Here is an 11,946-nt window from a genome sequence, read left to right as displayed (position 1 = left end):
TTGCAGACCATCGACAACCCGTTCGGCACGAGGTTGTCACCCATGTCTTAAGTACAATCTGTTACCCATGTCTCCGGGTTGGACAAATTGCTTGCTGGTGCCCCCGGACGGGATCGAACCGCCGACCTTCGGTTTACAAAACCGCTGCTCTACCAGCTGAGCTACAAGGGCACGGCGCTTCGGTTACCATATTTGATGCGCCAGTAAAGACAAAACTCCGTTTTCGGCCGCCGCGAACGCGCCGGTTCTGCCGCCAAGGCGTCCTGAAAACGGCCAATTCGCTTCCTATATTGATCGAAGGTGCAATCGCATCAGCGAGGCTGTCGCATGATCAGGTTTGTCATCATTCTCCCGCTCGTCGTCGTGGCTTGGGTTCTCCTGGTGAAGCTCATCAAGGACCTGAAGCACGCCAATATCGACTGGACCGGCGTCACCACCATCATCGGCTTCATCGCGCTCGCCTTCTGGCTTCGCCATATCACCGGCATGGGCTGAGGCCTGCCGGTTGTTCCGGTGAACTGTCGACGGCGCGACCGTTCGTGGTCGCGCATCAGACCGCGCGATTTCGCCCGCCGAGAAAAAATCCAAAAGGACCTTCGAACCTTTTCCTTGTCGCGACGACTGATGGTCAAGAGGCGGTTGGATCGCCTCCCACAACAAGGAGATCGTCATGTTCAAGCGCACCATCATTTCCGGCCTCGTCGCCACCACTGTCGCCGCCGCCATGCTGGTCGGCACCGTTCAGCCGTCGGCCGCCCATCACAAGCACAAGCACCTCGGCATCGGCATTGCCGCAGGTGTCGGCGGCTTCCTGCTCGGCAGCGCGCTGGCCCAGCCGCGCACCGTCTATATCGAGGAAGACGGCGGCTCGTGGCACGTCCGGCGCTGCCTCAATCGCTACCAGAGCTACGACCCGTACTCGGACACCTATGTCGGCTACGACGGCTATCGCCATCGCTGCTGGCTTTGAGGGCCACGATGCCAGCTTGGGATGACCGTTTCATGCAACCGGAAGGGCGCCCCACTGGCCCTTTTTCTGTTGTTCGGCGATAGGCTTCCTGTCGAAATCGACTGACTATCAGTGTCGGCGCTGCCCCTCATCTGCCTGCCGGCATCTTCTCCCCGTATAGTGACAGGGAGAAGGGACGCTTTCGGCGATGATTTCGCCAGTCTCCAGCGCTGCAAGAGGGCGCCAAGGTCGCGGTCAGCTTCTTTCTCCCCGTCACTATGCGGGGAGAAATGCCCGGTAGGCCAATGAGGGGCAGCGCCAGCTTCAGTCTCCAAGCAATTTAGCTATCATTTGTCTCTGATTTCACCAGGAACCCGGCAGTATACAGCGATTTCCCAACAGCCTAGTCTGCACCGATAGCGAAACAGGGAGAGGGCGCTTGGGCGAGCAAGATCCGAACGAAGAGCCGATCGAGACAATTTTCCGCAACGGCACGATCACCACCGTCGGCATCCTGCTGGCGTTCTCGCTGGGCTTCATCACGCATTGGGCCGCCAACCCGATACCATGGGAAATCTATCACCTGGCCGCCGTCGCGCCGATTTTGATCGGCATTGCCCTGCAGATACGAGCGCTGCGGTTGCTGCTCGACTTAACGTCTCTACAACGGCGCGTTTATGAACGCGCCAATCGTATCTTCATTGCCGGCCTAATCTTCACCGCCTGCGGAGTTGGGCTGGCGATGCTGCTTGATTTCTACGACCTATCAACCAAGAGCGCGGTGCCCGGGGCCTAGCTTTGGCCATCCTGGCAGATGTCGCACCATTCGACGCTGGTCAGCGCTGCCATGCGCTCGGTTCGCTGCGAAGGCCGGGAGGGGTCGGCAGCCCGCCGATCATCCTTGTCACCTCCGCCGCCGCATCGTGCACAAGCGGGCCGATCTCGGCCAGCCGTTCCGGCGTTACCCGCACCGTCGGCCCGGAGACCGAAACGCCGCCGATCGGCTCGCCGAACTCATTGAAGATGGCGGCGGCAACGCAGCGCATGCCCGGATGCCGCTCCTCGTCGTCTACCGACCAGCCGCGCAGCTTGATCGTCACCAGGTCGCGGGCGAGCGCCGGGATATCGGACAGCGTGTTTTCGGTGAAGCGCTCCAGCCCGGCCCGGCGCAGGATGGTGGCGACGCGTTCCGGCTCGAGATGCGCCAGCACTGCCTTGCCGATGCCCGAGGCATGGAAGGAGCTGCGCGTCCCCGGCCGGAAGAAGGCGCGGATCGCCTGATGCGTCTCGACCTGACTGACAAAGACGACGCAATCGTCCTCGGCGACGCCGAGATTGGCGGTCTCGCCGGTCTTCTCCATCAATTCCTGCATGACGATACGGGCGCGGTCGACCAGCTTGCGGCGGCGCAGGAACGCCGCGCCCATGCGATAGGTCTCGACGCCGATCGACCACAGCTGGTCGGTACCGTCGAACTCGACCATGCCGTGGTTCTCCAGCGTCGTCAGCATGCGGTAGGCGGTGGATGCCGGCAGACCGGAACTGGCGGCGATCTCGCTCAGCGACAGGCCGCTGCCATCGGCAACGATTGCCAGGATGCGCAGCGCCCGGTCCAGCGACTGCACCGAAGCAGCCTCGGCCGGCCCGTTGAAGGCGCGCGGCCGGCCGCGCTGGCGTTTTTCGGTGGTTTCCATCGGGCCATTCTTCGCTCTGTTCGCCCAGCACGGCAATGAAAAAGTTTTTCATCGATTTGCGAAGCGAATTCGTGGAAAACAGAAAGTCAAATCAATTCAATCTACAAGAGCCGTTTTCTAGAAATGAAAATATATTCTGAAAAAATTGAAAAATCATTGGTGCGCTGGCATCCTCGGCTATCAACAATTCCGTGGAGGCTGACATGGCCAGGATGCGCGCAGTCGACGCAGCGGTTCTCGTTCTCGAAAAGGAAGGCATCTCCTGTGCCTTCGGCGTGCCGGGTGCTGCGATCAACCCGCTCTATTCGGCGCTGAAGGCGAGGGGCAGTATCCGCCACATCCTTGCGCGGCACGTCGAGGCGGCTTCGCATATGGCCGAAGGGTTTACCCGCGCCAGATCGGGCAATATCGGTCTGTGCATCGGCACCTCGGGTCCTGCCGGCACCGACATGATCACTGGCCTCTATTCGGCCGCTGCCGATTCAATTCCCATCCTCTGCATCACCGGGCAGGCGCCGCGGGCGCGTCTCAACAAGGAGGATTTTCAGGCCGTCGACATTGCGGCGATCGCCGCACCCGTCGCCAAATGGGCGGTTACGGTGATGGAACCCTATCTGGTGCCGATGGCGTTGCAGAAAGCGTTTCATCTGATGCGCTCGTCGCGGCCGGGGCCGGTGCTGATCGATTTGCCTGTCGATGTGCAACTGACCGAGATCGAGTTCGACATCGATGCCTACGAGCCGCTGGTGCCGTTCAAGCCGGCAATGTCGCGCGCTCAGGCCGAGAAGGCGTTGACGATGCTGAACGGGGCGGAAAAGCCTGTCATCATCGCCGGCGGCGGCATCATCAACGCCGATGCGTCCGATCTGCTGATCGAATTCGCCGAAGTCACCGGCGTGCCCGTCATCCCGACGCTGATGGGCTGGGGCGCGATCCCCGACGACCACCGCCTGATGGCCGGCATGTGCGGGCTGCAGACCTCGCACCGCTATGGCAATGCCACGATGCTCGAAGCCGATTTCGTTTTCGGCATCGGCAACCGCTGGGCCAACCGCCACACCGGTTCGGTCGACGTCTACACCAAGGGCAAGAAGTTCATCCACGTCGACATCGAGCCGACGCAGATCGGCCGGGTCTTCGCGCCGGACCTCGGCGTCGTCTCGGACGCCGGTGCGGCGCTGAAAATGCTGCTCGACGTCGCAACCGAATGGAGGACGGCCGGGAAATTGCGCGACTGGTCGGGCTGGGCCGGCGAATGCCGGCAGCGCAAGAAGACGATGAAGCGCAAGACGCATTTCGACCAGGTGCCGCTGAAGCCGCAGCGCGTCTACGAGGAGATGAACAAGGCGTTCGGCCGCGACACCACCTATGTCACCACGATCGGCCTGTCCCAGATCGCCGGGGCGCAATTCCTGCACGTCTACAAGCCACGCAACTGGATCAATTGCGGCCAGGCCGGCCCGCTCGGCTGGACATTGCCGGCAGCCCTCGGTGTTCGCGCCGCCGATCCGGACCGCACAATTGTGGCATTGTCCGGCGATTATGATTTCCAGTTCATGATCGAGGAACTGGCGGCCGGCGCACAACACAAATTGCCCTACATCCATGTCGTCGTGAACAACGCCTATCTCGGGCTGATCCGCCAGGCGCAGCGCGGCTTTTCGATGGATTTCGAAGTCAGCCTCGCCTTCGAGAACGTCAATCGACAGGGCGATCCAGAGGCGGGCTACGGCGTCGACCACGTCGCCGTTGCCGAGGCGATGGGCTGCAAGGCCGTCAGGGTGCGCCGGCCGGAGGAATTCGCCGGTGCCTTCGAAGAGGCAAAGCGCCTGATGGACGAGCACCAGGTTCCGGTGGTGCTCGAATTCATCCTCGAGCGCGTCACCAACGTTTCGATGGGTACCGAAATCGACAAGATCACCGAATTCGAGGAGCTTGCCGAACGCCATGAAGATGCCCCCACGGCGATCGTCATGCTCGATTAAGCCGCATATGAGGAACTACTGCCATGCCACGGTTCTCAGCCAATCTTTCGATGCTCTTTGGCGAGCATGACTTCCTCGACCGCTTCGATGCCGCCGCCCGCGCCGGCTTCAAGGGCGTCGAGTATATCGGCCCCTACGACCATGCGCCGGATGTCGTCGCGGCCAGGTTGAAGAAGAACGGGCTGACGCAGGTCCTGTTCAACCTGCCTGCCGGCGACTGGGCCAAGGGCGAGCGCGGCATCGCGATCCTGCCCGACCGCGTGCCGGAGTTCCGGCAGGGCATTGCCAAGGTCGTCACCTATGCCCATGCGCTCGGCTGCGAGCAGGTCAACTGCCTCGCCGGCATCGCGCCGCAAGGCGTCGACCGCTCCGTGCTGGAAGACGTCTTCGCCGAAAATCTGGCTTTCGCGGCCGAAAAGCTGGAGCAGGCCGGCATCAGGCTGCTGATCGAGCCGATCAACACCCGCGACATTCCGGGTTTTTTCCTGAATTACTCGGATCAGGCCCTGGCGCTGATCGACCGCGTCGGCTCGAAGAACCTGTTCCTGCAATACGATATCTATCACATGCAGATCATGGAGGGGGATCTCGCCCGTACCATCGAGGCAAACCTCAACCGCATCGCGCATATCCAGCTTGCGGACAATCCCGGCCGTCATGAGCCGGGGACGGGCGAGATCAATTTTCCCTTCCTGTACAACCACATCGACCGCATCGGCTATTCCGGCTGGGTCGGTGCGGAGTACAAGCCCAAGGGCGGAACGGAAACCGGGCTCGGGTGGTTTCGGGACGCGGCCGGGCAGGGCAGCGCGGCGGCGTAGACGCTGCGTATCGCACGTCGCGTTCCTGCGCGCCCCCTCAACAAGAAACGGAGAAGGACATGGAAACCATCGGCTTCATCGGCCTCGGCATCATGGGCGCGCCGATGGCGGGGCATCTGCTAGACGCCGGTTATCAGGTCGTCGCCAGCGACCACCGCTCGAAGCCGCCGGCCGATCTCGTCGCCAAGGGCCTGAAGGCCGTCACCGGCCATGATGCCGTTGCCCGCGCGGCCGACATCGTCATCACCATGGTTCCGGATACGCCGCAGGTGGCCGATGTGCTGTTCGCTGAGAATGGCGTCGCGTCAGGCCTCACTAAAGGCAAGCTGGTCATCGACATGAGCTCGATCTCGCCGATCGAGACCAAGGAATTCGCAAAAAAGATCAACGATGTCGGCTGCGACTATCTCGATGCGCCGGTGTCGGGCGGCGAGGTCGGGGCCAAAGCGGCATCGCTGACCATCATGGTCGGCGGCGAAAAAAATGCCTACGAACGCGCCAGGCCTATCTTCGAGAAGATAGGCAAGAACATCACTCTGGTCGGACCCAACGGCGTCGGCCAGATCACCAAGGTTGCCAACCAGATCGTCGTTGCGCTGACCATCGAGGCCGTCGCCGAAGCGCTTGTTTTTGCATCGAAAGCCGGCGCCAACCCGGCCAAGGTCAGGCAGGCGCTGCTGGGCGGGCTCGCAAACTCGCGCATCCTGGAAGTGCATGGCGAGCGCATGATCAAGCGCACTTTCGCGCCCGGCTTCCGCATCGAACTCCACCAGAAGGATCTTAACCTGGCGCTGGAAGGGGCAAAGGCGCTGGGCGTAGCACTACCCAACACCTCGATGACGCAGCAATTGTTCAACTCTTGCGTGGCGAACGGTGGAGCAAAGGAAGACCATTCGGCACTGGTCAGGGCGCTGGAGCGGATGGCTGGCCACGAGGTTGGGTGAGAGTGAGGTGAATTAGTCTGCAATACCTTCGATGGGCCGACTTCTTTCGACCGCATAGCGTATGAGATCGGCAAAACGTTTCAGAAAATCTTTGGATTCCTCCGACATTCCTTCAGTTCGCACAAGTGCCTCAACTTGCTTGGTCAAGGAAGGTAGGGATTCGATCGGAAGAGTGACGTCCTCATAGAAATCTTCGAATTTCAGTATGAGTTCAAACGCGTTTTGGTTTGCGATTGACACGATTTCATGATGCGCAGAGGGACCTACCGATACGCATCGATCGATATGCCCATCTGAATTGAGAACGGCAAAATCCAATGACATGCATTGCGCCCTATTTGCCGCGCGCGAACCACCGCCTCGCCGCATAAAGCGCCACCGCCGCGGCATTCGACACGTTGAGCGAACGGATGGCGCCGGGCATGTCGAGGCGGGCGAGCGTCGTCACCGTTTCGCGTGTCTTCTGGCGCAGGCCTTTGCCCTCGGCGCCCAGCACCAATGCGATCTTGTCTCCGGCAAAGCTCGTTTCGAGCTCTGCCGGCCCGTCCGAATCCAGCCCGATCGTCTGGAATCCGGCCTCGTGCAGCTGCTCCAGCGCATCGGCGAGGTTCTTCACCTCGATCTGGTCGATGTGCTCGAGCGCGCCGGAGGCCGATTTCGCCAGCACGCCGGATTCCTGCGGGCTGTGGCGCGCCGTGGTGATCAATGCACCGGCGCCGAAAGCCACCGCCGAGCGCAGGATCGCACCGACATTGTGCGGATCGGTGATCTGGTCGAGCACCAGCACCAGCCTGGTGTCGCCGAGCGCATCGAGGCGTTTCGGTTTCAGCGGCTCGGCCTCGATCAGCACGCCCTGGTGCACGGCATCCGAGCCGGTGATCTTGTCGATGTCCCTGGGTTCGACCAACTCCGCGTTGAAGGGCAAAGCGCCAAGGTCGGCGATTGCCAGCCGCTCGGCAGCGTTGCGCGTCACCAGCATCTTCCTGATTTTGCGGCGCGGATTGTCGAGTGCGGCCCGCACCGTGTGCAGCCCATAGAGCCGCACCAGCCCATCCGCCGGGTTCTCGCCGGGCGGCACCGGCTGGCGCGGCCTGAACGCCGGCGCGCCGCCGCTCTTCTCGTCGCGATGCGCGCGGCGCAGCTTGGCGTAGTGGGTGTCTTTAGGGGTCTTGGATTTGTTGTCGTTGCTCATGGCCGGCTTCTATAGCCGTGTCGTCCGGCCATGGATACAGCTGCATAAGCTGCTTGTCGGGCGAGGCGTGAGATTCAGCGCTTTTTGCCGGACGGTTGCGGTTGACAGTTTTGGGCGCTGCCGCCATAAGGCGCTTCGCGGAAGGGCTGCTTTGGCAGCCGCGACGCGTCGATGCCTCGTTGCATGGCTCCGGCGGCAGACTGGAGAGGTGCCCGAGTGGTTAAAGGGGACGGACTGTAAATCCGTTGGCTATGCCTACGTTGGTTCAAATCCAACCCTCTCCACCACTGCCGGCCCGGAAGCCCTGAAACGCAGAGCGAGCGTCGGAGCGGATCCGATGCTTGACTGAAAGGCGCGGGTATAGCTCAGTGGTAGAGCAGCAGCCTTCCAAGCTGAATATGCGGGTTCGATTCCCGCTACCCGCTCCAGATTTCCCCCAAGCCGCGGCGCACCTCGCGCACGATGCCGAAGCAGGCAGCCCCAAGCGAAGCGCTTTGCCGTAGTTCAAAGTATTCGTTGCGCCGCCAGGCGGACGCGCCACCAACTTTTCTCCGTGGTTTTAGCGTGTCGGTGTCCCAAACCGCAAGCGGTGTTGGGCGACATGCCTTAACTCGCGAATTTGCTGAATATGGACGCGAGTTGGTTCTGCTGCGGCACTTGCCCGTTCGGCGTCAGCTGGTCGACAAGCCCGGGCAAGGCCGCCGACAGTTGCTTGAGCAGGTCCTGTTGGTTCAGACCCGTCCTTTGCGCGATCTCCTGAATGATCTGCGGGCCGAGGGCACTGCCCAGATCGCTGGGGTTGATCGGCTGGTTCTGACCGGTGCCGACCCACGAATTGGCAACGTTGCCGTGGCCGGCGTCCTTCAGTTTGTCGAGCAGTCCGCCCAGACCGCCGAGCAGTCCGCCATCGGCGGATGCGGTTGTATCGGGCGGGACGGGGGCAGGGCTCTGCGCCGCCTCCGGCTGGGCGGAACTTCCACCGCTCAGCATTTTTCCCACCAAAAGTGCGCCGAGCGCGATCATCAGCGGCTTGGCGACGTTGCCGCCGGGAACGGCATTGTCAAACAGTCCCATTGTGGATCTCCATGTCAAATTGCCCGTCCGTCTCCAACAATGACGCATCCATGGCGAATTTCAAGCCGGTTTGAGCTTTCCGTAATCATGATTTTCAAGTTGGCTTGAGCTTTGCTTAATAATGTGGAAGTAATCGGGTGCGGGGAACGGAGAGGAAAAATGTCAATATTAAGCTGGATTATTCTCGGCGTCATCGCCGGCTTCATAGGCAGCAAGATCGTCAATAAAAGCGGGCAAGGCCTGGTGCTCGACATCGTGCTCGGGATTGTCGGCGCCATCGTCGGCGGGCTCATCTTCAGCGCCTTTGGCGCGTCGGGCGTTACCGGGCTCAACATCTATAGCCTGATCGTCGCCGTGGTCGGTGCCGTGGTTGTCCTGTGGGCCTATCATCAGTTCAGCGGCAAGAGGGCACTGTAGAAGCCGTCCGGCAGTTGCGTCGGCATTCGGGTGAATGCCGACCGCCTATCTGATCCTTTTGAGGATTTCGCGGATCAGCGTGTTGAGGCCGGCTTCCAGCCCTCTCACCATGATCGGCCATAATTCCTCGAGCAGTCGCTGCCATGCGGCATCGCGCCCAATCCTCACCGGCAGATTTGGCATCGCGCCCATTGCCGCCGTCACGTCGCGGCGCAGCCGCTCGCCACAGGCGCTTGCGCCGCTGATCGTCGGATCGAAGGGCAGCCGGGTGAAATCCCATTTTCCGCGCTGCTCGATGCCGAGATTGCTCTCGACTTCGGCATGCGACAGCACCGTTTTGGGCGTGACCTTGATGCGGTAGTATTTGCAGAGTTCGGCGACGACGGCGGCCATCGCGCCCCACTGCGCCCTGGTCATCGGATAGCGGCCGGCATCGAACGGCCTTTCCTCCGCCCCGGCCATGCAGCAGAGCGAAACCCCGATCGAGCCGCCGTTGCAGTTGAGCGTGTGCGCGGCATATCCCGGTTTTACCCGGCCTGAATTGAGCGCGATCGAAGACCGGCCCCTGACCAGACGGCCATTCCCCTCGACCAGTATGTGATACGCATCCCTGTCGGTATCGCCGGCCGAATGCGAGCCGGCGGTCCAGTGGCAAATGACGCGCCTCATCGCAACATCGGGCAACCAGTCGGGCGGCAATGCCACAGAAATCCCCGCGACATAGGTTCAGTGACGGAGCACAGTATAGTTTCCTTGGCGGCGGACGCGAAAAAGAAACGATAATTTGGTTGAGCGTTTTCTAACGGTCAGCTATTCGCCGGCATCTCCGGCGACCGCGTGTTCTCTGTATTGCGGCAGATCGTCGGTGATCGTGAACCACTTCGCCTTCGAGCCGACGAAGATGTGCTGCGTCGGGCGGATGGTCGGCTCGTCGACGAGGGTTCCCATGGCGACATGCACGAAGGCACCGTCGCGGACCACCGAATAGAGCAACGAGCCGCAAGTCTTGCAGTGCGCGTCATGGCCGGTGTCGTCGCCGAAGATCATGAGATTGTCCTCGCCCCTCGCCAGGCTCAGCCTGTCGCGCTCGATGCCGGCGAATGGCTTGAAGGCCGAGCCGGTGGTGCGCCGGCAGTTCGAGCAGTGGCAGTTCGCGGCATAGACGAACGCGTCCGCCACCGCGTACTGAACGGCGCCGCACAGGCACTTTCCGATAAGCCTGCGGTTGCGTGAATTCTGGTTGTCATCCGGGCTTGCCACGCGCTCCTCCTATTGTGCAGGCTGATTTCAGTTTCAAGCGACGACGGTCAACCGGCGCTTGCGCTCGTCGAGCGAGACGATGGTCAACCCGCTGGCCACCACCAGCAGGATTCCGCAGATGGCCAGCGCATTCGGGAGCTGCCGGAAAACCACCAGGCCTGAAATCACCGCCCAGACGGTAAAGCAATAGTAGAACGGCGCTACCACGCTGGTCGGCCCGACGCGATAGGCCATGAAGATGAAGAAGTGGCCGAAGATCAGGAACAGTCCGGCGCCGCCCATCAGCAGCAGGTGACGGATTTCAGGCACCACCCACTGCTCGGAAACCAGATGCGCAACGCCGGCGCCCGCGAGCACGACAATCACCGCGGAAATAGCTACGACCATTCCCGGCACGTCGGCGGCGACCTTGCGTCCGGCCAGATCGCGCGCCGCGGACAGGGCGGCATTGCCTAGCGCCAGCAGGGCGTAGACGGAAATCCCCTGCATCGTCGGTTGTGCCACCATCACGGCGCCGATAAAGCCGAGCCCGATCAGCGCCAGGCGCAGCCCACCGATCCGTTCGCCAAACAGCATCGAGGAGCCGACCAGCATCAGCAAGGGCGTGATCTGCCCGAGCGCGGTCGAATCGGCGATCTGCATGTTGGCGAGCGCCACCACGTAGCAAAGGATCGCACCCAGTTCGAGCATGTTCCTGCGCAAAACCTTGGCGTCGAGGATCAGCGGGATCTGCTTGCCATAGCCCAGCATGAACAGCAGCGGAAAGCCCCACAATGTTGCCGCAGCGCCGCGCAGGAACAGCACCTCATAGGGCGGCAGTCCCGCGGTTGCGAGTTTCATCATCGTGTCGTTGACGATGTAGGACCCGGTCGAAACGACCATGAACAGCGGGCCTCGTATGGCAGTCGGGATGAAATGCATCGGCCTACGAAATCAGACCGGCGCCAGGGCGGCAATGGGCCAGATCCGGCTGTAAATCCGTCAAAGCCGTCAGCCGCAGCCGCAACCATTCCATTTGCCCTTGTTCGTTCCTATATCCGCGCCACATTCTCCGAAACCGGATCACGCGTTCGGGCGGGCGAGCGCGCTCGGCGACAAGGCACTTGTGTTTTTTGGCCTTAGTCGCTAATCGCCCCGCATTCGACTGAACTGAAGGTCCAGGCCATCCCCAGGCCGTCCAAGGAAAGAGACTATGGCAAAAGGTAAATTCGAGCGCACTAAGCCTCATGTGAACATTGGCACGATTGGTCACGTCGACCATGGCAAGACGTCGCTGACGGCGGCGATCACCAAGTATTTTGGCGAATACAAGCGCTACGACCAGATCGATGCGGCGCCCGAAGAGAAGGCGCGCGGCATCACCATTTCGACGGCCCACGTCGAATACGAGACCGCCAACCGCCACTATGCCCATGTCGACTGCCCCGGCCACGCCGACTATGTCAAGAACATGATCACCGGTGCCGCGCAGATGGACGGCGCGATCCTGGTGGTGTCGGCCGCCGACGGCCCGATGCCGCAGACGCGCGAGCACATCCTTTTGGCCCGCCAGGTCGGCGTGCCCTCGATCGTGGTGTTCTTGAACAAGGTCGACCAGGTCGACGACGCCG

Annotated in this window: 15 protein-coding genes and 3 tRNA genes; 10 read left to right on the top strand and 8 right to left on the bottom strand. The window is 61.7% G+C overall.

The window, feature by feature from the left end; all coding sequences use genetic code 11:
* Nucleotides 1-95: 95 nt before the first annotated feature.
* Nucleotides 96-171, bottom strand: a tRNA-Thr gene (locus tag NKH04_RS31980).
* Between the two features lie 156 nt (nt 172-327).
* Between NKH04_RS31980 and NKH04_RS31975 the strand changes: the two genes are divergently transcribed.
* From NKH04_RS31975 to NKH04_RS31965, 3 genes are all read left to right on the top strand, one after another.
* Nucleotides 328-495, top strand: coding sequence for a hypothetical protein (locus NKH04_RS31975; RefSeq protein WP_352451069.1), 168 nt, complete (start codon nt 328-330; stop codon nt 493-495).
* Between the two features lie 175 nt (nt 496-670).
* Entirely contained in the window at nt 671-970 is a 300-nt protein-coding gene (locus tag NKH04_RS31970; protein WP_352766692.1) for a BA14K family protein, read from the top strand.
* A 418-nt stretch (nt 971-1,388) separates the two neighbouring features.
* Complete coding sequence (locus NKH04_RS31965; RefSeq protein WP_352685048.1) at nt 1,389-1,745, top strand: hypothetical protein; 357 nt, start codon at nt 1,389-1,391, stop codon at nt 1,743-1,745.
* A gap of 40 nt (nt 1,746-1,785) precedes the next feature.
* Here the strand turns inward: NKH04_RS31965 and bhcR are convergent, their stop codons facing one another.
* Nucleotides 1,786-2,643 carry an HTH-type transcriptional regulator BhcR gene (bhcR, locus tag NKH04_RS31960; protein WP_352975180.1) on the bottom strand — a complete coding sequence of 286 codons (858 nt, stop codon included), beginning with the start codon at nt 2,641-2,643 and terminating at the stop codon, nt 1,786-1,788.
* Nucleotides 2,644-2,846: 203 nt separating this feature from the next.
* Here bhcR and gcl point away from each other — a divergent pair, with 203 nt between their 5' ends.
* The 3 genes from gcl to NKH04_RS31945 are packed head-to-tail and all read left to right on the top strand — an operon-like array spanning nt 2,847 to nt 6,393.
* Nucleotides 2,847-4,628, top strand: coding sequence for a glyoxylate carboligase (gcl, locus tag NKH04_RS31955; RefSeq protein ID WP_352975177.1), 1,782 nt, complete (start codon nt 2,847-2,849; stop codon nt 4,626-4,628).
* Between the two features lie 23 nt (nt 4,629-4,651).
* Nucleotides 4,652-5,449 carry a hydroxypyruvate isomerase gene (gene hyi, locus NKH04_RS31950; RefSeq protein WP_352702326.1) on the top strand — a complete coding sequence of 266 codons (798 nt, stop codon included), beginning with the start codon at nt 4,652-4,654 and terminating at the stop codon, nt 5,447-5,449.
* Nucleotides 5,407-6,393: a 2-hydroxy-3-oxopropionate reductase gene (locus NKH04_RS31945; RefSeq protein WP_353045539.1), complete on the top strand. Its 987-nt coding sequence runs from the start codon at nt 5,407-5,409 to the stop codon at nt 6,391-6,393. The genes hyi and NKH04_RS31945 overlap by 43 nt, the downstream gene beginning before the upstream one ends.
* A 12-nt stretch (nt 6,394-6,405) precedes the next feature.
* Here NKH04_RS31945 and NKH04_RS31940 read toward each other — a convergent pair whose 3' ends face one another.
* The gene (locus tag NKH04_RS31940; protein WP_352975167.1) at nt 6,406-6,717 is read right to left on the bottom strand and encodes a hypothetical protein; all 312 of its coding nucleotides are present in this window, start codon (nt 6,715-6,717) and stop codon (nt 6,406-6,408) included.
* Between the two features lie 10 nt (nt 6,718-6,727).
* Nucleotides 6,728-7,585 (bottom strand): TrmH family RNA methyltransferase, encoded by an 858-nt coding sequence (locus tag NKH04_RS31935; protein ID WP_353045538.1) that lies wholly within the window; start codon nt 7,583-7,585, stop codon nt 6,728-6,730.
* A gap of 202 nt (nt 7,586-7,787) precedes the next feature.
* Between NKH04_RS31935 and NKH04_RS31930 the strand changes: the two genes are divergently transcribed.
* Nucleotides 7,788-7,872 (top strand) — tRNA-Tyr (locus tag NKH04_RS31930).
* A gap of 67 nt (nt 7,873-7,939) precedes the next feature.
* Nucleotides 7,940-8,013: transfer RNA gene (locus NKH04_RS31925), tRNA-Gly, on the top strand.
* A gap of 178 nt (nt 8,014-8,191) precedes the next feature.
* On the opposite strand, the gene NKH04_RS31920 is transcribed toward NKH04_RS31925, so the two are convergent.
* Nucleotides 8,192-8,659, bottom strand: a complete 468-nt coding sequence (locus tag NKH04_RS31920) for a YidB family protein (RefSeq protein ID WP_023680430.1) — start codon at nt 8,657-8,659, stop codon at nt 8,192-8,194.
* A gap of 159 nt (nt 8,660-8,818) precedes the next feature.
* Here NKH04_RS31920 and NKH04_RS31915 point away from each other — a divergent pair, with 159 nt between their 5' ends.
* On the top strand, nt 8,819-9,076 hold the full coding sequence (locus NKH04_RS31915) for a GlsB/YeaQ/YmgE family stress response membrane protein (protein ID WP_023717513.1): 258 nt from the start codon (nt 8,819-8,821) through the stop codon (nt 9,074-9,076).
* A gap of 45 nt (nt 9,077-9,121) precedes the next feature.
* On the opposite strand, the gene NKH04_RS31910 is transcribed toward NKH04_RS31915, so the two are convergent.
* The 3 genes from NKH04_RS31910 to NKH04_RS31900 form a co-directional block, all read right to left on the bottom strand.
* Nucleotides 9,122-9,745, bottom strand: a complete 624-nt coding sequence (locus tag NKH04_RS31910) for a peptidoglycan recognition protein family protein (protein WP_352975159.1) — start codon at nt 9,743-9,745, stop codon at nt 9,122-9,124.
* 141 nt (nt 9,746-9,886) lie between these two features.
* A complete protein-coding gene (locus NKH04_RS31905; RefSeq protein ID WP_352541352.1) occupies nt 9,887-10,336 on the bottom strand; it encodes a GFA family protein in 450 nt (149 codons plus the stop codon).
* 33 nt (nt 10,337-10,369) lie between these two features.
* Complete coding sequence (locus NKH04_RS31900) at nt 10,370-11,257, bottom strand: DMT family transporter (RefSeq protein ID WP_352975149.1); 888 nt, start codon at nt 11,255-11,257, stop codon at nt 10,370-10,372.
* A 271-nt stretch (nt 11,258-11,528) separates the two neighbouring features.
* On the opposite strand from NKH04_RS31900, the gene NKH04_RS31895 reads away from it, so the two are divergent.
* Nucleotides 11,529-11,946, top strand: a 418-nt coding sequence (locus NKH04_RS31895) for a GTP-binding protein (protein WP_352472792.1), incomplete at its 3' end; no start/stop codon positions are given.

The sequence above is a fragment of the Mesorhizobium sp. M1365 genome, from assembly GCF_040317865.1.
Lineage (GTDB): Bacteria > Pseudomonadota > Alphaproteobacteria > Rhizobiales > Rhizobiaceae > Mesorhizobium.
Note: the sequence above shows the minus strand (reverse complement) of the source record. Positions and strands in the feature narration are given on the sequence as shown.